Source organism: Rhodococcus sp. NPDC049939, from assembly GCF_040656415.1.
GTDB lineage: Bacteria > Actinomycetota > Actinomycetes > Mycobacteriales > Mycobacteriaceae > Rhodococcus_F.
Genome location: NZ_JBFAMC010000002.1, coordinates 556429 through 581064 on the forward strand (window position 1 = coordinate 556429; position 24636 = coordinate 581064).

The 24636-nt window shown below is 63.6% G+C and carries 14 protein-coding genes and 1 tRNA gene; 8 read left to right on the forward strand and 7 right to left on the reverse strand.

Annotated elements, in window-relative coordinates:
* Positions 1-59: 59 nt before the first annotated feature.
* On the forward strand, positions 60-368 hold the full coding sequence (locus tag AB0I57_RS11935) for a hypothetical protein (protein WP_358334691.1): 309 nt from the start codon (positions 60-62) through the stop codon (positions 366-368).
* A gap of 89 nt (positions 369-457) precedes the next feature.
* Here the strand turns inward: AB0I57_RS11935 and AB0I57_RS11940 are convergent, their stop codons facing one another.
* On the reverse strand, positions 458-1396 hold the full coding sequence (locus AB0I57_RS11940) for a formylglycine-generating enzyme family protein (protein WP_358334694.1): 939 nt from the start codon (positions 1394-1396) through the stop codon (positions 458-460).
* A gap of 133 nt (positions 1397-1529) precedes the next feature.
* On the opposite strand from AB0I57_RS11940, the gene AB0I57_RS11945 reads away from it, so the two are divergent.
* The 5 genes from AB0I57_RS11945 (at position 1530) to AB0I57_RS11965 (ending at position 7429) form a co-directional block, all read left to right on the forward strand.
* Positions 1530-3320: a multicopper oxidase domain-containing protein gene (locus tag AB0I57_RS11945; RefSeq protein WP_358334697.1), complete on the forward strand. Its 1791-nt coding sequence runs from the start codon at positions 1530-1532 to the stop codon at positions 3318-3320.
* Between the two features lie 185 nt (positions 3321-3505).
* Entirely contained in the window at positions 3506-3796 is a 291-nt protein-coding gene (locus tag AB0I57_RS11950; protein ID WP_358334700.1) for a hypothetical protein, read from the forward strand.
* A gap of 171 nt (positions 3797-3967) precedes the next feature.
* Positions 3968-5470 carry an NAD(P)/FAD-dependent oxidoreductase gene (locus tag AB0I57_RS11955; protein WP_358334703.1) on the forward strand — a complete coding sequence of 501 codons (1503 nt, stop codon included), beginning with the start codon at positions 3968-3970 and terminating at the stop codon, positions 5468-5470.
* Between the two features lie 568 nt (positions 5471-6038).
* Positions 6039-6842: a metal-dependent hydrolase gene (locus AB0I57_RS11960; protein WP_358334936.1), complete on the forward strand. Its 804-nt coding sequence runs from the start codon at positions 6039-6041 to the stop codon at positions 6840-6842.
* Between the two features lie 104 nt (positions 6843-6946).
* On the forward strand, positions 6947-7429 hold the full coding sequence (locus tag AB0I57_RS11965; RefSeq protein WP_358334706.1) for an adenosine-specific kinase: 483 nt from the start codon (positions 6947-6949) through the stop codon (positions 7427-7429).
* 27 nt (positions 7430-7456) lie between these two features.
* On the opposite strand, the gene AB0I57_RS11970 is transcribed toward AB0I57_RS11965, so the two are convergent.
* Positions 7457-7831 (reverse strand): PH domain-containing protein, encoded by a 375-nt coding sequence (locus AB0I57_RS11970; RefSeq protein WP_358334709.1) that lies wholly within the window; start codon positions 7829-7831, stop codon positions 7457-7459.
* A 63-nt stretch (positions 7832-7894) separates the two neighbouring features.
* Positions 7895-9145: a serine/threonine-protein kinase gene (locus AB0I57_RS11975; RefSeq protein WP_358334712.1), complete on the reverse strand. Its 1251-nt coding sequence runs from the start codon at positions 9143-9145 to the stop codon at positions 7895-7897.
* Between the two features lie 465 nt (positions 9146-9610).
* On the opposite strand from AB0I57_RS11975, the gene AB0I57_RS11980 reads away from it, so the two are divergent.
* Positions 9611-20296, forward strand: a complete 10686-nt coding sequence (locus tag AB0I57_RS11980; protein WP_358334715.1) for an SDR family NAD(P)-dependent oxidoreductase — start codon at positions 9611-9613, stop codon at positions 20294-20296.
* Positions 20297-20600: 304 nt separating this feature from the next.
* Here AB0I57_RS11980 and AB0I57_RS11985 read toward each other — a convergent pair whose 3' ends face one another.
* The 3 genes from AB0I57_RS11985 to AB0I57_RS11995 all read right to left on the reverse strand — a co-directional run bounded on the left by AB0I57_RS11985 (position 20601) and on the right by AB0I57_RS11995 (position 23375).
* Positions 20601-21488 (reverse strand): nucleoside hydrolase, encoded by an 888-nt coding sequence (locus AB0I57_RS11985; protein WP_358334718.1) that lies wholly within the window; start codon positions 21486-21488, stop codon positions 20601-20603.
* Between the two features lie 44 nt (positions 21489-21532).
* Positions 21533-22417, reverse strand: a complete 885-nt coding sequence (locus AB0I57_RS11990; protein WP_358334721.1) for a haloalkane dehalogenase — start codon at positions 22415-22417, stop codon at positions 21533-21535.
* Between the two features lie 79 nt (positions 22418-22496).
* Positions 22497-23375 (reverse strand): haloalkane dehalogenase, encoded by an 879-nt coding sequence (locus tag AB0I57_RS11995; protein WP_358334724.1) that lies wholly within the window; start codon positions 23373-23375, stop codon positions 22497-22499.
* Between the two features lie 718 nt (positions 23376-24093).
* Between AB0I57_RS11995 and AB0I57_RS12000 the strand changes: the two genes are divergently transcribed.
* On the forward strand, positions 24094-24423 hold the full coding sequence (locus tag AB0I57_RS12000) for a hypothetical protein (protein WP_358334727.1): 330 nt from the start codon (positions 24094-24096) through the stop codon (positions 24421-24423).
* Between the two features lie 135 nt (positions 24424-24558).
* On the opposite strand, the gene AB0I57_RS12005 is transcribed toward AB0I57_RS12000, so the two are convergent.
* Positions 24559-24635: transfer RNA gene (locus tag AB0I57_RS12005), tRNA-Pro, on the reverse strand.
* Position 24636: the final 1 nt, after the last annotated feature.

The window sequence follows — 24636 nt, forward strand, 5'->3', positions numbered from 1 at the left end:
TGCTGGGTGTATCAGGTTGTTCGTCTGATTCCTCATCTGAGGCGGCAACTGCTTCGAGCGTGTGCGCACAGATCGAAGAAGCCGGCATCGGCACGAACTGTGCGGAAAGTGAGCCCGGCGGCCTTGCAGTTGCGGCAACCGAGAGATACGAGTTCGACCTGCCTTCGGTTCCCGGAGAGGGTGGGGCGGTAATGAAATTCGACGATGAAGACCTATACCGCAAGACCGTCAAGAGTTACGACGACATGTCCTTTCTTGCGGGACCACACCGATACGGTTCGGAAAGCGCACTCATCTTCGTTCAGATCAATGAGGGACTGTCGTCGAGCGACGGCAAGAAGGTTCAAGAAATCATCCAGGGATTATAGACACCGGAAGGGGTATCGGCGGCTTCCGACGAACTCAGCGCTGCCTCGCAGGGGCGATGTTTCTCGCCAGGTGGGACCGCTGTTGCCGATCACGGACGGATGATGCACCGGAAACCGATGTGGCCGGTGGATGTCTCTTCGGTGTCACCCTGCCTCGCGGCAGGACGGTAGCGCAGGCAGTAGTTGGGCGCACAGAGGTGCGACCCGCCCTTGATGACGCGACGCGCGTAGGGCTCGGCGGGGTCTGGCATCAGAGCGGTGTCGACCCGGGGGTTCGTGGGGATGCAGCAGGAACTGGCCGGCGCGGTGTTCTTCCCGCTCGCCGAGTGATTGCCGGTGAAATGGTCGGTGGTCCACTCCCACACGTTGCCCGCCATGTCGCTGAGTCCGTAGCCGTTGGGGCGGAACCGGCCGACCGGCGACGTCCTCGCATAGCCGTCCTCGAGCAGGTTCTCCCACGGAAACTGTCCCTGCCATACGTTCCCGCCGGGCCTGCCGCCGGGTTCGTGCTCGTCTCCCCACACGAACGGCTTGCGATCCAGCCCGCCGCGCGCGGCGAACTCCCATTCCGCCTCGGTGGGAAGGTCTTTGCCGGCCCACTCGGCGTACGCGCGGGCGTCGAACCACGACACCTGCGTGACAGGATGTCGTTCGCGTCCGCCGACGTTGCTTCCCGGGCCTTCCGGGTGCCGCCAGTCGGCACCCGGCACGAACGACCACCAACGGGTGTAGTCGTTCAGGGGTACGGGACCCTCCGTCGGGGTGAACACCAGGGATCCGGGCACGAGCAGCGACGGGTCCGCACCCGGGTATTGCGCGGGATCGGGTGCGATCTCGGCCGTCGTGACGTGACCTGTGTCCTTCACGAAACGCCGGAACTCGGCGACGGTGACCTGATGCGAGTCCATCCAGAACCCGTCGACGGTCACCTGGTGGACGGGACGTTCCTCCGGGTAGAAATCTTCCGACCCCATCCAGAAGGTCCCTCCCGGAATCCATGCCATGTTCTTCGGAACCGCACGAGTCATGGCACAAGGGTTGCACGTCGGCTTGTTCACGCGCGAGCAAAGGACCTGATAGACCTCGGCCCCCGTGTGAGGTGCGGTACGGTCGGCTACTGAAGTCCGCAACTTGGTTCTCACCGAGCAGGGGGCGCACCGGATGATGAGACGGTTTCCGCGTAGATCGTTCGTTCGTGGACTGGGGTTGACTGCAGGGCTCGGTGCTGTGGCGGCTGGTTCGGCGAAGGCCTTCCCCTTCGATATCGACCCGTTGCGCCCGTTCGTCTTCTCGTCTCCGCACCTCGAGCCGTTCCGTGAGCCGTTGCCTGCGCTCCCTGCCGTTGGGGGTACCGGCATCGAAATGCACGCCAACAGTACGACGCACGTCTTCCATCCGGACCTTCCGCCATCTCCCGCGCTCGGTTACGGCGGCTCGAGCTACCTCGGTCCGATAATCGAGGCGCACGTCGGCGAGCAGACAGCGCTGACCTACCGCAACGACATTGGGGACAACCCTTTCGCCGCCGACGTCGACACACGGCTACACGGAGTCACCGAACTGGACCGTACCCAGGTTCCTACATCGCTGCACCTGCACGGCGGCCGGACGCCACCCGAGTTCGACGGGCATCCTGAGCACACGATCCGACCGGGGCAGGCGTTGATCAACCAGTACCCCAATCGTCAGGATGCCAGCACCCTTTGGTATCACGACCACGCCATGGGAGTTACCCGCCTCAACATCTACGCCGGTCTGGCCGGCATGTATCTGCTGCGGGACGAGTACGACACGGGCACCGGCGACAATCCGCTGGGCCTTCCCTCAGGAGAGTTCGAAGTGCCGTTGATCCTGCAGGACAAGAACTTCACCAACGACGGACGACAGAGTGTGCGCTCGAATACGTTGAATCCACCGGGCAGCTGGGAACCGGCTACGCCTGGCGACGTCGGCGTGGTGAACGGCAAGGTGTGGCCGGAGCTAGAGGTGGCGCGTGGCTTGTATCGGCTGCGCATGGTGAACGCCGCCTCGTTCAGTGTGTGGAATCTATTTTTCGAGAACCGGATGCGGTTCTGGGTGATCGGTGCGGGAGGTGGGCTTCTCGACGCCCCTGCGCCGGTCGACCATGTACGGCTCGGGCCGGGCGAGCTCATCGATCTGCTCGTGGACTTCGGGATGCTCGAACCTGGAACCACGGTCGAGCTGCGCAACGACGAACCCGTCCCGGAGCAGGTAGCGCAGCGCGGGGTTCAGATCATGCCACGGTTCTGCCGGTTCCGGGTCGGGTCGGCAGCGGGTTTCAAGGGGCCGGTGCCGCAAAGCCTGCGCGGCGGTAGCCGACAGCCAGCGTTGCTTCCTGCAATTGCCCAGCCAACGGTGGTTCGCAACGTATCGGTGCTGCAACTCGCCAACGGGCTGGGCCTACCGGCTCCCTTGATGTCGCTGAACAACCTGCTCTACACCAGCGATGACATCGAGATGCCCCAGCAGGGAACAGTCGAGCAGTGGAACATCGTCAACGCGACTCCTGAGCCGCATCCGATCCACCTGCACCTCGTGACCTTTCGGGTGGCTAGCAGGCAGGGCATCGACACGAACGCGCTGATGTCGGGTCACCCACTCCCGCCGATCGGGACCAGGTGGACACCGTCCCCGGACCAGTTCACCGTCGGTCCCGTCCAGCCGCCGCAGCCGTGGGAGACGGGTTTCAAAGACACCGTCATCGCCGACGCCAATTCCGTCACCCGGGTGATCGTCCGCTTTCCGACTGCCGACGAGCTCGGCTTCGACCCTGACGCGACGTTCGGGATGTCGAGGACGTCGGCGGACCATTCCGGCGGCGGGCATCTCCCTGGGTCGGCGAATCCACTGCAGGGTTACGTATGGCACTGTCACATGCTCGATCACGAGGACCACGACATGATGCTGCGATACCGACTCGTCCCTGGTTAGGGCGGGTGCCGACGGACACTGACACGGGGCTGCCGAGGGTGCGCACATCCTGACCCTGAAGCGAGGTTGGACCCTTCGGGCTGCAACCTCCCCAACCTTCTGTTGATAATTATTATGTGCAATAGTGTTCCAAGATCTGCATAGCGTCGTTGCGCTATTTCTTCGCCGCTGCGCAGAGCCATCGAGTGAGAGGCCCCGTTTTGAGCATCACCCGCAAGATCACTACAACCGCCGCAGCTACCGTCGCTGCTGCGAGCATGGGGTTCGGGGTGGCGTCTGCCGCTCCCGCGCCTGCTGCGCCTGCCGCTCCTGCGGCATCCGACCCCGTGGCATCAGGAACCGGGTCATCCGACCTCCGGCAATCCGTGGTGGGGTCCGCAATAGTGGGGTCCCTCGCGATCGGGGTTCTCGACCTGGGATCATCCCTCATCGGCGCGCTCACCCCTCCGCCACCTCCGCCGCCTCCGGCGCCGTAGCGTCCCGGCCAAACCGGCAACGACCGCGGTTGGTTTCCCTTCCCGGGTCGAACAGTCGGGGATGTCATCACCTTCTACCGATTCGAAGCCGACGAGACGTTTTCACCACAACGATCCGCAAGAAAATGAACATTCTGGACCGGTTTCCCGCTTCCGGCCTAGAGTGCATGTGTGGCCCCAGACGCGGCAGTAGTCGTACCCGCTCACGTACACACCTTGATCGTGGGAGCGGGCTTCGCGGGTTTGGGCATCGCAGCCCGGATCCTCCGGGAGCATTCACAAGCTGATGTGTTGATCATCGAACGGGGCAACGACGTCGGTGGAACTTGGCGCGACAACACCTATCCCGGTTGCGCCTGCGACGTCCCGACGTCGTTGTACTCGTTCTCGTTCGCACCGAGTGCCGAATGGACGCACACGTTCGCACGTCAAGCAGAGATCTACCGCTACCTCAGGCAGGTCGCGATCGACACCGGGGTCATCGACAAGGTGGTGACCGAATGTGAACTCCGAGAAGCGCGGTGGGATGACAGCAGGGCCTTGTGGGAGGTCAGTACAAGCCGTGGGCAGCTGACCGCTGACGTGCTGATCATCGCGACTGGAGCGCTGTCGACTCCAAGTCTTCCGGACATTCCCGGGCTCGAGATGTTCGGTGGTACCGCGTTCCATTCCGCCAGGTGGAACCACGACCACGACCTCCGAGGTGAACGGGTCGCCGTTGTCGGCACGGGGGCGTCCGCAGTGCAATTCGTCCCCGAAATAGCACCTTTGGCGAAGCATCTCACCGTGTTTCAACGTACCCCGGCATGGGTCATCCCGCGTCTGGACCGCGAACTCTTCGGTTTCGAGAGGTATCTGTATCGCAGGATTCCGTGGGTGCAGAAGGCGGTGCGCGGGTCCGTGTACAGCCTGCGGGAGGCGCTCGGCGGTGTACTCCAGCACGCAACTGAGCTGTTGCCGGTGTTCGAGGTTGTGGCCAAGACACATCTACTCCGACAGGTCCGTGACCGCGAACTGCGCCGGAAGCTCACCCCCGACTTCACGATCGGGTGCAAGCGAATTCTCTTGTCGAACGATTGGTTCCGCACGCTCGACCGCCGCGACGTATCGCTGGTCGATGCCGGACTCGTCGGCGTCACACCAGACGGCGTCGTCGACGCGGCAGGCAACGAACACAAGGTTGACACGATCATTTTCGCGACCGGGTTCATGCCGACCGAACCGCCTGTCGCGCACGCGCTGCGCGGGACGAGCGGTCGTACTCTCGCCGAGCACTGGAATGGCAGCCCGAGTGCGTACAAGGGCACTACGGTCGCCGGTTTCCCCAACCTGTTCCTGATGTACGGGCCGAACACCAACCTGGGGCACAGTTCCATCATCTATATGCTCGAGTCGCAGTCTGCCTATATCGCCGATGCCCTGAAGATGATGCGTCACAGCGAAATAGCATCATTCGAGATTGCCGAAGAAGCGCAGCACCGATACAACGAGCGGATCCAGTCAGCGCTGGAAACAACCGTTTGGAACAAGGGAGGGTGCTCGAGTTGGTATCTGGACTCCACCGGGCGCAACTCGGTCCAATGGCCGACCTTCACTTGGAAGTTCCGTACTCAAATGCAGCGATTCGATGAGGAAAACTACATCTCCCACCGCAAGACGCCTTCCTTTTCTTGACTAGTTCCAAAATAGGCGCCAAGGCCTGAGAGGGCCCTCGACCCTCCGGCTTCGATTCGGAAGGCGCCGCGATGCCTGAAATACACGCGTGAACACCAACAACGTGGGAATTCCCGCAACTAGCACTACGAAATCACTTGCCGCGGGAACTCAGGGTCTGATCGGGCCACTGGACCAGGTTCAGAGTAGGCCCCACCAATAGACCAGCAAGGCGAGAATGAACACGATCGCCGTTTCCATGACACCCTCCTTCGCCCGACTGCACACACCATGCATTTCATGACCATTCGTTATGGTGTCAACTCCATCTTCCCCCTTTGAGGCAGCGAGTGTCTGCAGGTGCGCGTTGTATGCCAAGTTGTATCCGGAGGATCTCTTCGAGGTGTTGTTCCCCTCGGTAGTCGGAAATGTCTCAGCCCACCTGACACGAGCGAGGGTCGATGCCGTCTCGTGCAACGGGCACTCGGAGTGCAAGACAGTCGTGTCGGGTGACGTTGCTAGGTTAGGCGGTGTCAGGGCACCGGCTCGGATGACCGTGTCCCGGGTCGGTCGAAAGGTGCTGTCTTCCATGGTGATGGGTCCCACACACGCGATGTCCGGTGCTGCGGTCGGTCTGGCAGTCTCAGATCTTCTTCCGCCCGACTGGGGTGGACCCACCTCGACTGCCGAGACATTCACATTCGCGGCCGTGTGTGCGGGAGCGGCATTGCTTCCGGACCTCGATACGAGTCAGTCCACCGTTTCACGCTCCTTCGGTCCGGTCAGCAATGTCCTTGCCAAAGGTGTCGATGCGCTGTCGCTGGGCTTCTACACCCTTACGAGGGGCAAACGCGACGGGAAGCGACGCGGCGGGCACCGAACGCTCACCCACACTGCGCTGTTTGCGGTCGGTATCGGGGCGGGGGTAACGGCACTGATCGTTCGGTTCGGCAAGCCCGCGATCATCGCGACGCTCTTCATCTTCTTGGGGCTCGCGCTCCGCGGCCTGGCGGGTGAGCTGGCCAAAGAAAAGGGCTGGCTGGCGGTTTCAGCTGTTGCCGCGGTCCTGTCAGCTTTGACGTGGCAGATGTATCCCACCGAAGCCGGCTCCACGGGGCTCGGTGTCGCGGTGGCTCTCGGTTGCGTCACCCATTGTCTTGGGGATGCGATCACGAAGGACGGCGTGCCGTTTCTCGCACCGTTCATCACCGTCCGCAAGGAGCGATGGTGGGAGCTGCGGCTGCCGCCCTTCCTGTCCATCAGGGCGGGTGGGCCTTTCGAGAAGGTCATACTCGGGCCTGCGCTAACCGTGGCCGTCGGCTTGATGGCTGTCTGGGCCATCGATGGTGCGCCACAGGCGATCTACGACGCATTCATGCCTGTACAGGGGTGATCAAGGTGGCAGCACCCGCGTCACCCTCGTTGTAGTCCTTGCCGAAGCGAGGCAGACTGTTTGTCAACCCTTCTGTCAAATCGCAGGCATCGGAGGAGACGATCGTGGAACTGCACATCGTGGCGGTCGACAAGCCTGACGACATGAACGTGGTCGTCGGGCAGTCCCACTTCATCAAGACTGTCGAGGACCTGCATGAAGCGCTGGCTGGGGTGAGTCCCCACCTCCGGTTCGGTGTGGCGTTCTGCGAAGCCTCAGGGCCTCGTCTCGTGCGTTGCTCGGGCAACGACGATCGTCTCGTCGAGTTGGCTACGCGCAACGCCCTTGCCGTCGGAGCGGGACACTCGTTCTTCGTATTCGTGGAGGACGGCTACCCGGTGAACATCATGAACACGCTGAAGCAGATACCGGAGGTGTGCGGCATCTTCTGCGCTACGGCCAACCCCGTCGAGATCATCGTCGCCGAGACGGAGCTCGGCAGGGGAATTGCCGGCGTGATCGACGGGGGCCCACCAGCAGGCGTGGAGACGAGTGCCGATGTCGCCGACCGCAAGGCATTGCTCCGCACTATCGGTTACAAGCTCTGAACCCCGACCCGATACAGATCCGTGCCGTCAGAGCACGTAATTCGCGATGAGGTGGTTGACGGAGCGGATGTCGGCGCCACGGCTGAATTCGAAGCGCACGTTCCCCATGCCGCTGTACCACAGGGCGAGCTCGGTGTCGGAATCGAATGTTCCCGCCGTCTCCACAGAGAACGCCTGGATTCGGCTGTGGGGTAGTGAGGTGTAGTCCTTCTTCTTTCCGGTGATGCCCTGCACGTTGAGCACCACGATGCGCTTGTTGGTGAAAGTCACCGAGTCGCGCACGCCCTTGAATGCCAGGTGGATCTCCTCGTCAGGGACGAGGATCCCCTGAAGGGCATCCCGGGCGGCAGCGGGATCCGATGGGGAGAGTTTGATGAACGTGGCGTTGTCGAAGTCGATCACGGGCAGATCCTATGGCAGCGTGGGCGGAATAAGACCTGTTCCGAGGATTTGACCGACGTCGGCTCAGGGAATGCTGCGGCACGGCCCGTCCGGTGGCGGGGTGTGCTGGTAGCCGGGGTAGCAGGGCAGTACCTGCGGTGCGGGCGGCACTTGCGCTGGTGCGGGGGATGACCCGGATCGGCGGCACGGCCCGTCCGGTGGCGGGGTGTGTTCGTAGCCGGGGTAGCAGGGCAGTACCTGCGGTGCCGGTGCCGGCGCCGGCGCCGGCGCTGGATTCGGTGCCGGTCTGGTTGGGGCAACTTCCTGCGGCGGAGGCGTTTCAGCGATCTGCGTTTCCGCTTGCGATTGCGCTTGTCCCGGTTGCGCTTGCTCCTCAGCTGTCGGATTGGTCGTGGGGGTCGGTGAAGTGTCCAGGGTGGGCGAGGACGCCTGCGCCGAGGTCGGTAACGCGGCGGGGCCTGCCACGTCGGGTGATGGTCTCGACCCGATAACTATGCCGCCGACGATCGCGACGGCGACGATTGCCGTGACCGAGACAGCGGTGAGCATGACACGGCGACTCCAGTTGGTGGGAAGAATCGCGGGCGTCACCCCGTGGACGGATTGTCTAGGTGTTGCGGCTGCGCGAGCCGCGGCGGCCAGGTCGTGCGCAGACCGGTATCGCCGTGAGGGGTCGGCTGCCGTGCCGCGTGCGATCACGGCGTCCATGTCGACAGGTACCGTCGAGATCACCGACGACGGGCGCGGAGGCGACTCGCTTCTGTGCCACGACTGAAAGGGTGTGCCGGTGAGGCATTCGAACAACACGGCGGTCAGGCCGTAGACGTCCGCCGGCCTACCTGGATTCGCGGGGAGTCCGACGTCGGTGAGGCAGATCAGCCCGTTTTCCTGCACGCGAACGTTCGCCGATGTGACGGCCTGCTCGGTCACTCCGGCAGCATGGACGGCTTCCAGTGCCGTCGACAGTTGCTCGACGACTTCGACCGCGCGAGGTACGTCCATCGCTCCGGTGGACTCGAGCATCGTCTGCAGGCTGACACCTCGCGTGTGTGGTGTTGCGAGGAAGAGGTGGTCTCCGATCTGCCCGAAGTCGTGGATCGGTATCACATGCGGGTTGCGGACGTTTGCCGCGATGTTGGCTTCTCGTTCGAAACGATCGCGGTAGTCATCGTTCTCAGTAGTTTCCGGCGGCAGTGCTCGCACGGTGACGTGCCGATGCGTGATCGTGTCGAATGCTGCCCAGACCTCGCCGTTCGCATCCGCCGACAGCGGAAGGTCGAGGCGGTACTTGCCGAATTGGGCTCCAACTTGCATCGTCGTTCTCCGCCGCTTGAAATGGGCGCATCTGCTGGATTGCGCACCGGGGAGGTCGATCGCCTCCTCAACCGGAAATTCTACGGCCTGGCTTTCGGTCGTGTAGTTAACGATTTGCGAACTACCTTCGTACGCTGCACCTTTCGTTCCAGGGCGACGACTGTCTCGCGACACGGCAGCTCAGGGAACCGTGTTCGAACCACCGCGGACCCGCACATGTCAGAGGCCACGCTGTGATGTGAGCAAGTATCGACTTGCTCCCCAGGTGTCGGGATGCGGCAATTCAAGCGTCCAGAAGCGGGGTCTGATCTTGCTTCGGCCTGGGCAGAATCATGCGAGGACGGCGGGATCTCGTGGTCTGAGCGCGTCCACACTGACTGCTGATCAATGCATCCGGGTCGCGGTCGCAGATACAATCGAGTTCTTACGCTGGTAAGGCAGATCTTGGATGGGAGCTGGTCTCGAATGGCCGATCAGGCGAAGCTCCTCGACTATCTGAAACGAGTGACCGCAGACCTGTACCAGGCGCGGGAGAAGCTTCGTGAGGCCGAGGGGGTGAGCCGCGAACCGATCGCTGTCATAGGGATGGGCTGCAGGTTCCCCGGCGGGGTGCGGTCACCTCAGGACTTTTGGCAGTTGGTGGAATCGGGAGCGGATACCGTAGCCGAGTTTCCCGACGACCGGGGCTGGGACCTGGGGGAGCTTTACGATCCGAAGGCAGAGCAGGCCGGCAAGACTTACACGGCCCAGGGCAGCTTTCTCGACGAACCTGCGGAGTTCGATCCGGAAGTTTTCGGTATCTCTCCCCGTGAGGCGCTGGCCATGGATCCCCAGCAGCGCCTACTACTCGAAACGAGTTGGGAAACGTTCGAACATGCCGGAATCGATCCACGATCGGTGCACGGCAGGCAGGTCGGGGTCTTCACCGGGCTTTCCGGCATCGACTACGCGGCACGGGTCGGCGGACGGCCGCCCGAAGACCTAGAGGGTTACTTCATCACCGGCAATTCCATGAGCGTCGCGTCCGGACGAGTGGCGTACAGCTTCGGTCTGTCCGGTCCCGCGATCACCGTAGACACCGCTTGTTCGTCGTCGCTGGTCTGCATCCACCTCGCGATGCAGGCTTTACGCAGCGGTGAGTGTGAACTAGCACTGGCCGGTGGGGCGACCGTCATGGCGACGCCCGCAGTGTTCGTAGAGTTCAGTCGTCAGCGCGGACTGGCCCGAGACGGGCGGTGCAAGGCATTTTCCGCCGCTGCCGACGGCACTGCTTGGGGCGAAGGCGCGGGGATGATTGCGCTCGAGCGCCTCTCAGACGCAGAGCGCAATGGTCGCCGAATATTGGCCGTTCTCCGAGGCAGTGCGGTCAACCAGGACGGTGCCAGCAACGGCTTGACCGCTCCGAACAAGCAGGCCCAGGAGCGTGTGATACGGCTGGCGCTGGACAATGCCGGTCTGGATCCGGCCGATGTCGACGTTGTGGAGGCGCACGGTACCGGCACCAAGCTGGGTGATCCGATCGAGGCGTCCGCATTGTTGGCGAGCTACGGACGTGATCGCCCAGAGGACCAGCCGCTATGGCTCGGTTCGGTGAAGTCGAACCTCGGTCACACTCAGGCGGCTGCCGGGGTCGCTGGGGTGATCAAGATGATCATGGCCATGCGGAACGGCGTCCTACCGAAGACGTTGCACGTCGATCAACCGACCCCACACGTCGACTGGTCGGTTGGATCGGTGTCCTTGCTCACCGAGAATCAGGATTGGCCGGATACAGACCGGCCCCGCCGCGCCGCTGTCTCGTCGTTCGGCATCAGTGGTACCAACGCTCACGTCGTTCTGGAACAGTCTCCGCCGGTCGAGTTGCAGTACGGTCCGCTGACCCCGGAGCCGGATGCCCCAGGCGAAGTCTTGGCCTGGTTCGTTTCGGCCCAGACCGAACCCGCGCTGCGCACTCAGGCAGCGCGGCTACGCGAGTACGCTGCCGACCACCCCGAACTGCCGCCCGCGGTAGTGGCAGGTGCACTGCTGAGTTCGCGTGCGACCTTCGACCAGCGTGCGGCGGTGATCGGTACAGAGCTCGAGGGCCTGCTATCCGCCCTGGATGCGCTGAGTCGAGGCGCGCCCAGCCCGGACGTGGTCGCCGGCGCGGCGTTGGAAGCGGGAGACCGGCCGGTGTTCGTCTTCCCCGGCCAGGGTTCGCAATGGGTGGGCATGGCAACCGAGTTGCTGGATTCGTCTCCGACGTTCGCGGACGCGGTGCACAAGTGTGCCGAAGCGCTGGCTCCGTACACGACGTTCTCGCTGCTCGATGTCCTGCGTGATCCCGATCCTGCCTCGCTCGACCGGGCCGACGTGGTGCAGCCGGCCCTGTTTGCGGTGATGGTGGGTCTCGCGGAGTTGTGGCGTGCGCACGGCGTCGAACCGGCCGCAGTGGTCGGGCATTCGCAGGGTGAGATTGCCGCCGCCTACGTGTGTGGTGCGCTGAGCCTTTCTGACGCGGCGCTGGTGGTCGCGGCACGCAGCAAGGTGATCGTGGAGTCGGCCCGGCGCGGCGGCGGGATGGCCTCGATAGGTCTGCCTGCGGAGACTGTGCGAGCAAAAATTGAACCCTTGGCCGGAGCGGTCGAGGTGGCGGCGATCAACGGGCCGTCCGCAACGGTGGTATCCGGCCCCGATGACACCCTCGATACTTTGGTGGGGCAGTTGCAGGGCGAGGGGGTCCAGGCCAGGCGGATCGATGTCGAGTACGCCTCGCATTGCGCGGATGTTTCGGTCCTGCGACAGCCGATTCTCGATGCTCTCGCTCCGATTACACCCCATCCGTCGCGGATTCCGTTCTACTCGGCGGTGACTGGTGGAGCGCTGGACGGTGCCGCCCTCGATGCGGGCTATTGGTACCGAAATTTGCGCCACCCAGTTCGGTTCGAGGAAGCGACGAGGTCGCTCGTCGCAGACGGGTATCGATTGTTCGTCGAGTCATCCAGTCATCCGGTCCTGACCGTGCCGATGCAGGAAACCCTTGACGAAGCGGGCATCGCCGGCCGGGTCGTCGGCAGCATCCGGCGCGACCGCGCAGGCATGCGTCAGTTCACAACCGCACTCGCCGAGGCGCGGGTACACGGATTGGATGTCGACTGGGATCTGGTGAGCTGGGCTCGACGCGACGATCGCCAGCCGTGGGTCGAACTGCCTACGTATGCCTTCCAGCACCGCCACTACTGGTTGGACAGTCCGGCGCCGCTGGGTGACTTCGAGTCCGCCGGCATGGAAGCGGGCGGACACCCGATGCTCGCCACGTCTGTCGAACTCGGAGACGGTCGAGGTGCGGTGTTCACAGGCTTGATTTCGCCAGAACGTTTTCCATGGCTGAACGACCACGCCGTACGCGGAACCGCCATACTGCCCGGCACAGCTTTCGTTGAGCTCGCCCTACACGCAGGTAACCGCGTCGCGTGCAACCGGATCGAGGAACTCGCCATCGAGGCGCCCCTCGTCATTCCCGCCGAGGACGAGGTCGCCATACAGGTCAGCGTGCTCGACGACAGGGAAGCCGGCCGGGCCACGGTGGCCGTGTACTCGAGGGCGGCAGATGCCTCGCAGGAAACTCCCTGGACGCGGCACGCAAGCGGCACCCTCACAGGGGCTACGGACGTCGGCGGTTCTCTCGAGCAGCAGTGGCCGCCGGCTGATGCCGTACCGATCGACGTCGGCGGACTGTACGGAATGCTCGATGAAGTCGGCTACGGGTACGGCCCGACCTTCCAGGGTCTGCGTGCAGCTTGGCACCGCGACGGAGAGCTGTACGGAGAGGTCCGGCTCGGCGGAGACGACCCAGCTGCCGCGGTAGCGGGATATGGGATCCACCCAGCGGTGCTGGACGCGGCGCTGCACGTGATTGCGCTCGGGGCCGCAGCGACTGGTGCACGGGATATTCGGCTGCCGTTTTCCTGGGACAACGTACAGCTACACGCCGAGGGTGCAACCTCGTTGCGTGTGCACATCACAATGACCGAGGCGGAACGGTACCGGGTATCTGCGTACGACGCCGTTGGTAAACCGGTGCTTACCGCGGATTCGCTGGCACTTCGACCACTTAGGGATGCGGGCGCGTCGGCTATTGAAATCGGCAACAGTCTCTTCCGTGTGAAGTGGTCGCCGACTGTGCCATCTGCCACCGCCCCGGCGGACTTGATGCCGTTCGGGGAGGCGCTCGCCCACGGTGACCATGCCGGTCGCGTGCTGTGGTTGGACCTCGAACCGAGCGATGAGTGGGACATGCCTGCTCGGGCACACGTTGCCGCGCAGGACGCGCTGCAAGCAGTCCAGTCCTGGCTGCGTGAGGGACACCTGGACGGAACCCGACTGGTGGTCACCACCAGGCTCGCGGTGGCGGTACTCGACGACGAACCGATCGACGAAGTGTCTGCCGCACCCGCGTGGGGACTGATCAGTGCCGTACAGAACGAGCATCCGGATCGCATCACGCTGGTGGATCTCGACACAGCGGCTGGTGAATCGCCAGATCTTTCATTGCTGGCAGCGGCATCGACCTGCAAGGAACCGCAGTTGGCGGTCCGAGGAGGCACACTGCTTGCACCGACGCTCACCGCGGCACCGGTCAAGTCCGCACGAGAGTCAGACCCTGCACCCTTCGGTCCGGATGGCACCGTCATGATCACCGGGGGCACGGGAACGATCGGCGGACTGATAGCCCGTCATCTCGTTACGAAGTACGGGGTGCGCCGGTTGGTGTTGACCGGCAGACATGAGCTCGACGCCGAGAGGGCGGACGAACTGCGAGCCGAATTCGCAGAGATGGGGGCCGAAGTCAGCGCTGCGGCGTGCGACGTGGCCGATCGAGCAGCGCTCGCTGCGCTGCTTGCCGACATTCCCGACCTGTCGGGCATCGTCCACGCCGCCGGGGTACTCGACGATGGAATCGCGGCCACGTTGAGCCAAGACCAGTTGCACGCCGTCCTTCGCCCGAAGGTGGACGGTGCCTGGCATCTACACGAGCTCACGCAAGACCGGGACTTGTCGGCGTTCGTGCTGTTTTCCTCGGCGGCGGGTGTGCTTGGCGGTGCCGGCCAGGCGAACTATGCGGCGGCGAACGTTTTCCTCGACGCGCTCGCGCAGCACCGCCGGGTCCGCGGGTTGCCGGCGATCTCGATGGCGTGGGGTTTGTGGGACAGACCCAGTGGGATGACGTCACACCTGAACGCAACCGATCTCGATCGGTTGCAGCGCAGCGGTATCGACACCATCAGCCCGGAGTCGGGTCCGGCGCTTTTCGATGCGGCGATGGTCTTGAACCGACCCTTGATCGTGCCGATGCGTCTGTCGATGCGTGCTTCTCGAACCGACGGTGAGTCGGTTCCTCCAATCCTGCGCCGAGTCCTCGGTATCCGTCGTCGTCGCACCGCAGCCGCCGACGACTCACCCACCGGCCTTGCCGACGAGTTGCGCGCACTTGATCCGGGCGAGCGCCACAGCCGAGTGCTCGACATCGTCACCAGCAATGTGGCTGCAGTACTCGGCCACGACGGAAAAGAGGCGATCGACCCGGAACGTGCCTTCAAACAGCTCGGCTTCGACTCGCTGACCGCCGTTCAGCTTCGCAATCAGCTGGCCACTGCCACGGGTGTAAGACTTGCTGCAACAGTGGTTTTCGACTATCCAACCGCCGATGCGGTCACCCAGGAACTGCTGGCTCGCCTACTCGGTAGCAGTACACCTGCGCAAGAGACCCGCCCGGCGCGCACTCGCAGGGACGACGACCCGATCGTGATCGTCGGTATGGCCTGCAGGTACCCGGGCAAAGTGTATTCCCCCGAAGATCTGTGGCAACTGGTCAGCGATGGCCACAACGCCGCAGGCGCGTACCCCGACAACCGAGGTTGGAACATCGACGAGGTTTACGACCCCGATCCAGATCGCAGCGGCACGACCTACATGCGTGAAGGGGGGTTCCTCTACGACGCCGACGAGTTCGATGCTGCGTTCTTCGGTATCGGCCCACGTGAGGCGATCGCAATGGATCCCCAGCAACGACTGCTGCTCGAGAGCGCCTGGGAAGCCTTGGAGCGGGCGGGGATCCAACCCGATTCACCCGATCTCACCGGAACAGGCGTGTATATCGGGCTGATGGGAGGCGACTACGGCTTCCATTTGATGGCGCAGCGAAATGTCGACGCCGAAGGCTACTTGATGACCGGAACCAGCGACAGCGTGGCGTCCGGCCGGATCTCCTACTCGCTCGGATTCACCGGTCCGGCAGTCACCGTGGACACTGCCTGCTCGTCGTCACTGGTGGCCATGCATCTCGCGGCGCAGGCGCTGCGCGACGGCGAATGTCCGCTTGCGCTGGCCGGCGGAGCGACGGTGATGGCCACACCCGGTGTGCTGGTCGAGTTCAGCCGCCAGCGCGGACTTGCCCCGGACGGAAGGTGCAAGCCCTTCTCCGACCGGGCAGACGGCACCGGGCTCAGTGAGGGCACGGGAATGGTGGTGTTGGAGCGTCTCAGCGACGCGGTACGCAACGGTCATCGTGTGCTGGCGGTCGTTCGTGGTTCGGCGGTCAACCAGGACGGGGCTTCCAATGGATTGACAGCACCGAACGGGCCGTCCCAGGAGCGGGTGATCCGGCAAGCGTTGGCCAACGCCAGGCTCACACCGACCGACGTCGACGCCGTGGAGGCGCACGGCACCGGCACGACGCTGGGCGACCCGATCGAGGCGCAGGCGCTGTTGGCCACCTATGGGCAAGATCGGGGGAACCGGCCGCTATGGCTCGGTTCGGTCAAGTCGAACATCGGGCATACTCAGGCGGCCGCCGGAGTGGCCGGGGTCATCAAGATGGTGATGGCAATGCACCATGGGGTGTTGCCGCCGAGCCTGCACGGCGACGCACCGACCCGGCACGTTGATTGGACAGCGGGCGAGGTCTCGCTCCTCGCCGAACCCGTCGCCTGGCCGGATACTGGACGGCCTCGTCGAGTGGCTGTTTCTTCGTTCGGCATCAGTGGCACCAATGCACACATGATCTTCGAGGAGCCGCCCGCTGAAGAAATACCGGAAGCAATGCCGGAGATCTCACCTGCGCCGTCTACGTCACCGATGGTCTGGGTGATTTCGGGTAAGTCCGCGGATGCGTTGCGTGCGCAGGCCGCACAGTTGGAAGAGTTTCTCGACAGGAGCGAGGCAGACCTCCCGGATCCGGCCGATCTCGCATACTCCCTGGCCACCACTCGATCCCACTTCCCGCATCGCGCCGCGGTGATCGGAGACACCGTAGCCGACCTACGCGAGGGGCTGGCTCGTATCGCCCAGGGACGGTCGGGCCGCAACATCATCACCGGGGTGAGTGCTCGCGGCAAGACGGCATTCATGTTCACCGGTCAAGGCGCACAACGGATCGGGATGGGTCGTGGCCTCTACGAAACCTACCCGGTATTCGCCGATGCCCTGGACGAGGTATGCGCCGTACTTGATGAACATGTGAAAACACCTGTTCGGCAAGTGATCTGGGATGAGGCTGATGACGGAGACGCGAAGCTCGACAGTACCGAATACACCCAACCGGCTCTGTTCGCCGTCGAGGTGGCGCTCTATCGCCTGCTGCGGGATTGGGGCATCACCCCCGACTACCTGATCGGGCATTCGATCGGAGAGATCACCGCCGCACATGTCGCCGGTGTGTTCAGCCTGCCCGACGCGGCAGCATTGGTGGGTGACCGCGGTCGGCTGATGCAGTCGACCGAACCTGGCCTGATGATCGCCGCGCGGGCATCTGCGGAGGATGTCCTCGAGCAGATCGATGGCCGAATCGACCTGGCGGCGGTCAACGGTGCCGAGTCGGTGGTCCTCGCGGGCGGCGAACGCGACGTGCGAGCCATCGCATCGGAGTTGGCGGACGCCGGCGTGAAGACCACGAGCCTACGAGTCGGGCGGGCCTTTCATTCCGTGCTGATGGAACCGATTCTCGACGAGTTCAAGAACGTGGTGTCGAAGTTTACGGCCCAAACACCGAAGGTTCCGGTCGTCTCCAACGTGACCGGACAGATCGCGACCGCCGCCGAACTCACGTCTCCGGATTACTGGACGCAACACATTCGGCAGCCAGTGCGCTTTCACGACGGTATCCGTGCCCTCCAAGAAGTAGGCGTCTCCCGATTCATCGAAGTCGGTCCAGGCGCAGCCCTGGCCGCATATGCCGCCGAACTCGCCCCGGACACGATTGCCAGCCTGCCCGGACGTGGAGACGAGGCGCACGGGATCCTCGCGGCGGTCGGTGCCGCGTATGTGCGTGGCATACCGATCGAGTGGGATCGAGTGCTTCCCGATCGTCGCCGCGTGGACCTGCCCACCTACGCGTTCCAGCGGCGTTCCTTCTGGCCGGCGGAGCCCGCCCGAAATGCCGGCGATCCGACCGAGCTGGGGCTCAGCGCAGCGAATCATCCGCTGCTCGGCGCGGCGGTGAAACTCGACGACGACTCGACGTTGTTCACCGGACAGCTGTCGCTTCGGCGAGATTCATCGCTCGTGACAGCTCCGGTCGATGAAGAGGACTCGCCCTCGTCCGAGGATCTGAAGATACTGCCGCCGGCGGTGCTGGTCGAACTAACATTGCATGTGGCACACCAAGTCGGTCTCGACCACATTCAGGGACTCACCCTGCACCATCCGCTGGCCCTACCGTCGTCGGGGGCGGCACTGATCCGGGTGCTGGTGTCGCCGACCGGTGACACCGGTGAACGCACTGTCGCAATCTCGTCGAACCTGGGCGAGGATGATACCTCGGACACGTGGGTTCGAAACTCGTCGGCCACGATCGACGATGTCGTCGGTGTTGCCGCCGAGGCAGCGCAACAGGTTTCGGGCGATGCCGACTCGAGTCTCGACGAAGGCGCTGATGCCGAGGTGAGCTTCGACGAAGGCACCGAGATCGAAGTGAGTCTCGACGAAGGCACCGACACAAGCGGTTTCGGCATCCACCCGTTGCTGCTGCAGGCGATGCTGGAGCCCATCCTCGGGTGGGACGACTGGCCGCAGGCCTGGTCTGGAATTCGCCTGCACTCCGACGGCGCACAGGCGCTGTCGGTGCGGTTCGACAAGAGGGAGGACGGGCGTTATCGGGTAGTCGCCTCCGACGCCGAATCCAAGCCGGTGCTGACCATCGATGCGCTGCAAGTCGTGCCACGGGTGGCCGACGGTGAAGGAGTAAGCCGTTCAGCCGCCCGACGACTACACCGACTTTCCTGGATTCCGGTCGAGATCGGATCGCCCGAGACGAGTCCCGGTCCGATGGTCGTCCTCGGCGCCGAGGTATTCGGCGACAATGGATTTGGTTCGACATTCCCGAGCTATCCGGACGTGGAAGCTCTGCGAACTGCGATGGAGTCCACCACGGACGAGGGCGACCAGCGTCCTCAGGCGGTGCTGGTCGAGTGTGGCACCCAGGGCGAGCAAGGCGCGGGTGCGACTCACGAACTGTGCGGCCGGGTGCTGAACCTGCTGCACACGTGGCTCGAAGACGATTTCGCCGGCTGCCCCCTGGTGATAGTGACCCGCAATGCGATCCTCACCGATGACGATCTGCACCAGGACGATCACACCGACCTTGCGGCTGCGGCCGTTTGGGGTCTCGTCGGCTCCGCTCAAAATGAGAACCCTGAACAGTTCGTGCTGATCGACCTCGACGAAGGATCGGATCCGCAGGTCGCGGTCACGTCGGCACTGGTGAGCGGGGAACCGCAACTGGTAGCGCGGAACGGAACCTTGCTTGCCCCTCGGTTGCGTCGTCTACGCGCAGTTGACCGTTCGGATTCGGCATTCGACCCGCGCGGCACCGTTCTCGTCACCGGCGGCACCGGAACTCTGGGGTCGTTGGTCGCTCGCCACTTGGTGACCGAGCATGGTGCCCGACACTTGCTGCTGACCAGCAGGCGCGGACCTGAGGCCGATGGTTGCGATGAGTTGCGCCGCGAGTTGGACGAAATGGGAGCCGAGGTGAGCATCGTCGCCTGCGATACGTCCGACGAGCCTGCGCTCGCCGATTTGCTGGCAGGGATACCGTCCGAGCACCCGCTGACGGCGGTGATCCACGCGGCCGGAGTGATCGACGACGCCACCTTGCCTTCGCTCACTCCGGAACAGCTCGACGAGGTGCTGCGACCGAAGGTCGACGCGGCGTGGCACCTGCATCGGCTGACCGCAGACTGTGACGTGCAAACCTTCGCCATGTTCTCGTCGCTAGCCGGCATCCTCGGGGCGCCCGGGCAGGCGAACTACGCGGCCGCGAACATGTTCCTCGACGCCCTCGCCCGTCACCGCCACGCCCTCGGCCTGCCTGCGCTGTCGATCGCATGGGGCATGTGGGCACCGCCGAGTGCCATGACTGACAACCTCGGTGCAATCGATCTGGTCCGTGCGCGCCGCAGCGGAATGGTTCCGATGACCGCAGCCGATGGCCTGGCGTTTCTCGACAGCGCGTTGACCGCCGATGCGCCCGCGGTGGCGGCCGCCCGGTTCGACTACTCCGGTTCGGCGGCACCCTATGTCCCCGCTCCGCTGCGTGGCCTGATTCGCGAATCACGCCCGCGAGCGGCGGGATCGGACGGAGCAGGGACCGGGTCGAGTGGATCCGGGACGGCGGATTGGGCTCAGCGCCTTGCGAACCGGTCGATTCCTGAACAACGGCATCTGATGCTCAATCTGGTACGGGCTGGAGCCGCTGAAGTTCTCGGCTTCCCCGCTTCGGACTCGGTTGACCCGGATCAGGCGTTCAAAGAGCTCGGTTTCGACTCGCTCGCGGCCGTCGCCCTTCGTAACCATCTCAGTGCCGCTACCGGACTGCGGTTGCCGCCGACCATGGTGTTCGATCACCCGAGTTCGCGTGCCGTCGCCGAGTTCCTGCGTGCGGAGCTCGCTCCGGACCCCACGTCGGTTGCCCTTGCCGACATCGACCGGCTCCGCGCGACCATCGCGCAACTCGGCGAAGACGGCGACACGCGCTCGGCGATCGCGCAGCGACTGGAGAAGCTGTTGGCCGAGGTCGGTGGTGGTGCCGGTGATGCGCACACCGACGCGGTAGACAAGATTCACGCGGCGACCAGCGAGGAAATCCTCGACCTGATCGATCGGGGTCTGTGAACCCAACTGCGCACTCAGGGTACGTTCCCCGAAACGCGATGACACTCAGATAGAACCGGATGATTCCAAGAAAGAGTCAGGTTCCCCGGGCACGCCGGGGAACCTGACTCGTGAATCTCTGGAAGGATGATTCACCCTGAACGCTACAAGCGGCGACTTCTCTGCGTCAAGTCGGGCGACGCGTACCGGAATCTCGAAAAGGCAAGCTTCGCATGTAGATCGAAAGAGTGACCATCCTGCGCGATACTCGGGGGAGTCACACTCGATTGCTGAACGGCGTCAATCGCGTGCATGAATTAATTCATTACTGAGCCCCCCGCCTCAACAGGCTCACGACGGATGCGGCATCGATTCCTGTTGCGACCCGATGGTTCCCCGAACCCCCGCACCGCAGTGTCGGCCCCGCCTCGGTGTCGACCACAGCCATTCTTCCGGGCGCTGTCACCAGGCCCGCCGCCGACTCGTCTGCCAAGCACACGGCTGCCACGCCATCATGCGCCGGAACGTGCCAGCTCATATCCGCATACCCGTACGCTCTCGCCCGTTTTTGCCCATAGTCCTGATGAATTCGGCGAAGAACCCGACCGACCTTCCCGTCCCCGAAATCACCTTCCGTCAGCAACACGGACCGGGTGACGTCGATGCCTACCCATATCGCGGGGATCGATGAGTCCGCAACATGCTGGGCGGCAGCAGGATCGTGCCGGGTATTGGTATCGCCGGTCTGCCGCAACCATTCACTATCGCTCACACCGTGGCCTGCCACGATGACCACGCGCCGGAACAACTCTGGTATCCATGGCGCGCGTCCCAGAGCCGCCGACAGATTCGTCAGCGGTCCGATGCACAGCAATTCCGCTTCACCGGCGTGGTCGAGAGCGAACTGCACGATCGCCTCCGCTGCACCCGATGGACCGGCCCACGGTGGTCGCGGTGGCTCGCTTCCACCGAGACCATCCGGGCCATGAGCGGTGCCCCGGTGCCACGAAGGATGTGGTCTGGACGACCCGGCAACTATCGGCACCTGGTCAGCGTCGACGGTACTCAGCACGTACTGTGCGTTCGCTGCCGCTTCATCGGCCGTGCAATTCCCCCAGGTCGACGTGACTTGCGTCAACTCGAGGTCAGCCGACTTCGCGAGAACGGCCAGTGCGAGAGCGTCATCCACGCCGCAGTCAGTGTCCACGAGCACTTGCCGCAATTCCGATCCTCACGATTAGGCATGATTTACGTGATCTAGCTCGACCGCCCCAGGCTTGGTAGCCAGGCGGCGATCGCCTCGCCGATCTCGTCCGGGCTGTCCTCCTGGATGAAATGAATTCCGGCGACGGTCGTTTCGGTTTGGTTCGGCCAGGTGCGGGCGAATTCGCGTTGCGGTCCGGTCAGGATCGTGCCCGGCTCGGCATTGACGAACAGCTTGGGCACCTCGGAGGTCGACAACCAGTCGGCGTAGGACTGCACGATCTCGACCACGTCGGCCGGCTCGCCGTCGAGCGGGATCTGGCGCGGCCAGGTCAGCGTCGGGCGGCGGTCCTCACCCGGTTCGGCGAACGGGCGCCGGTACTCGTTCATCTCCTCGTTGCTGAGCTTGCGGATGATCGACGCGGGCAGGATCGCCTCGACGAACAGGTTCTTGGTGAGCACCATCTCCTCGCCCGCCTCCGAACGCAGCGACTCGAAAATGCCGCGCGCGGACTCCGGCCATTCCTCCCACGTCACGGGGCGAACGATCGCCTCCATGTACGCGATTCCTGCGACCCGGTCACGGTGGCGGTTGGCCCAGTCGAACCCGAGCGCCGAGCCCCAGTCGTGGATGACGAGGGTGATCCTGTCGCCGAGTTCGAGTTGATCGAGTAGACCGTCGAGATACTCGCGATGCTCGACGAATGTGTAGGAGCCAACTCCCGGGTTGTCGAGCTTGTCCGAGTCGCCCTGTCCGATCAGATCGGGCACGACGCATCGCGCCTGCCCGGACACGTGCGGCACGATGTCGCGCCAGAGATACGACGACGTCGGGTTGCCGTGCAAGAAGACGACAGGGTCACCGGTTCCGACGTCGTGGTACGCCATTTGCTTACCGTTCACAGTCTTGTACTGCTTGCTCAACGCTACGGTGGTCATGCAGGCGAGTTTTGTAGCGCACGCCAAAACGTGTCAAGAGCGGCCGCGTAACAGTCAACACGTCGGCCGCTCCGTCAATTCAGGATCGCTCCAGGCTCGGTAGCCAGGCGGCGATCGCCTCGCCGATCTCGTGGGGACTGTCCTCCTGGACGAAATGAATTCCGGCGACAGTCGTCTCGGTTTGGTTCGGCCAGGTGCGGGCGAACTCGCGATGGGGTCCGAACATCGTGCCGGGTTCGGCATCGATGAACAGCTTGGGCACCTCGGAGGTCGACAACCAGTCGGCGTAGGACTGCACGATCTCGACCATGTCGGCCGGCTCGCCGCCGAGTGGGAGCTGGCGCGGCCAGGTCAGCGTCGGGCGGCGGTCCTCACCCGGCTCGGCGAACGGGCGCCGGTACTCGTTCATCTCCTCGTCGCTGAGCTTGCGGATGATCGACGCGGGCAGGATCGTCTCGACGAACAGATTGTTGGTGAGCACCATCTCCTCGCCCGCCTCAGAGCGCAGCGCTTCGAAGCTTCCGCGCGCGGACTCCGGAAATTCCTCCCACGTCACGGGACGCACGATCGACTCCATGTACGCGATTCCTGCGACCCGGTCACGGTGGCGGTTGGCCCAGTCGAACCCGAGCGCCGAGCCCCAGTCGTGGATGACGAGGGTGATCCTGTCGCCGAGTTCGAGTTGATCGAGTAGACCGTCGAGGTATTCGCGATGTTCGACGAATGTGTAGGAGCCAACTCCCGGGTTGTCGAGCTTGTCCGAGTCACCGTGTCCGATCAGATCGGGAACGATGCACCGCGCCTGCCCGGACAGGTGCGGCACGATGTTGCGCCAGAGATACGACGATGTCGGGTTGCCGTGCAGGAACACTATGGGGTCGCCAGTTCCGACGTCGTGGTAGGCCATTTGCTTGCTGTTCACAGTCTTGTACTGCTTGCTCAACACTGCGGTAGTCATTAGGGCAAGTTTACTCATGGCGTTTCGAGATGCAGCAGAGGCCACGCCCATTTCGTCCCGAACGACATTTCCAGGGCGTTTGTGGATGTCGGCGAATAGGAGCAATTGGTGGGATGTGCTCTGTGCCAGGAGATTCGAGAATTGTGATCGTTGGCGGCTATTGATGGTGTGTGGACTCGGGGGAGAGAAAACCAATGACCGGACACATAATGAGGACGAGAAGCTCACTCCACCAGGAAAACTCGGTACAGGGGCGCATCTATTCCGTACATATCCAGAAACGAATCAACGCACTCTGAGTATTTCTGGACCTCTCCGGAATGAATGAGCGACTGCAGGGGGCGAAAAGCAGTGCGATCAACTCGATGGGAGTGTCAAAACGCACTGTCCACCAACGCCATTCGTCCCCTCCGCCTTGACAGTCACCCGCTCTACATCGAAAGTCGTAACCCCGGTCGTTAGAATCGACTTATCTCGGTTCTTGCCGAATTCTCCCGATGTGCCGGTTGTGACGGTCCCATCCTTCTGCCGAATTTCGTAGTTGTAGACGTCGCCTTCCTCCCCGGTGACGACGAGCTCGAGCCTGAAGTCGTGCTTGGTGTAGTCGAAGCCACCCGCGACCGTCGCTTCGCGCCGTCAGGGGGCGGTTTCTCCTCGACTCCCCGGAGGTCGGTGCCGGCCTCTACCCTGCGTTCGACCGCCCAACCGAAGGAGCTCCATGTTCACCACCCAGGATTACAATGTCGAGGTAACCATCGACTTCGATCTCCAGACGATTACCGAAGACCAGGCCCTCTACTTGGCCGGCAGTCTGCCCTCCGACTGGTTGCCTGCCCTCCTCAAAGGCGATCTCGATGGCACCGTAATCTCACTCTGCATTCCCGAGGCGGACTGGCACGCGGCGGTTGTTGCCGGCATGAACGCGGTTCGGCCGCTGCTCTCGGAGTCTGGGCCTATCCCCGCTGAGATCACTTCGATTGAGGCGATGCCCAATGAGGAGTACAGCCGCCGCTCCTACCTGTACCCGCCGCTCGAGTCGCGCCGTTAGGGCTCTTGGTGGCAATAGAGCAGCCCAGGACAACGCGCCCGGCAGGGGTGTCTGCCCAGGCGGACGCACAGCGGACAGAAACGCATTAGAGGCCCTACCGAATTCCTCGGATAGGGCCTCTACCTGCGCTAACACTGGTCGGGGTGGCGGGATTTGAACCCACGACCTCTTCGTCCCGAACGAAGCGCGCTACCAAGCTGCGCCACACCCCGT

Excerpts from the sequence above, each read along its gene's own strand:
- AB0I57_RS11960 (WP_358334936.1), top strand. The coding sequence starts at position 6,039 with ATGGTGATGGGTCCCACACACGCGATGTCCGGTGCTGCGGTCGGTCTG.
- AB0I57_RS11995 (WP_358334724.1), bottom strand. The coding sequence starts at position 23,375 with ATGACTACCGCAGTGTTGAGCAAGCAGTACAAGACTGTGAACAGCAAG.
- AB0I57_RS11980 (WP_358334715.1), top strand. The coding sequence starts at position 9,611 with ATGGCCGATCAGGCGAAGCTCCTCGACTATCTGAAACGAGTGACCGCA.
- AB0I57_RS11940 (WP_358334694.1), bottom strand. The coding sequence starts at position 1,396 with ATGACTCGTGCGGTTCCGAAGAACATGGCATGGATTCCGGGAGGGACC.
- AB0I57_RS12000 (WP_358334727.1), top strand. The coding sequence starts at position 24,094 with ATGTTCACCACCCAGGATTACAATGTCGAGGTAACCATCGACTTCGAT.
- AB0I57_RS11945 (WP_358334697.1), top strand. The coding sequence starts at position 1,530 with ATGATGAGACGGTTTCCGCGTAGATCGTTCGTTCGTGGACTGGGGTTG.
- AB0I57_RS11990 (WP_358334721.1), bottom strand. The coding sequence starts at position 22,417 with ATGACCACCGTAGCGTTGAGCAAGCAGTACAAGACTGTGAACGGTAAG.
- AB0I57_RS11975 (WP_358334712.1), bottom strand. The coding sequence starts at position 9,145 with ATGCAAGTTGGAGCCCAATTCGGCAAGTACCGCCTCGACCTTCCGCTG.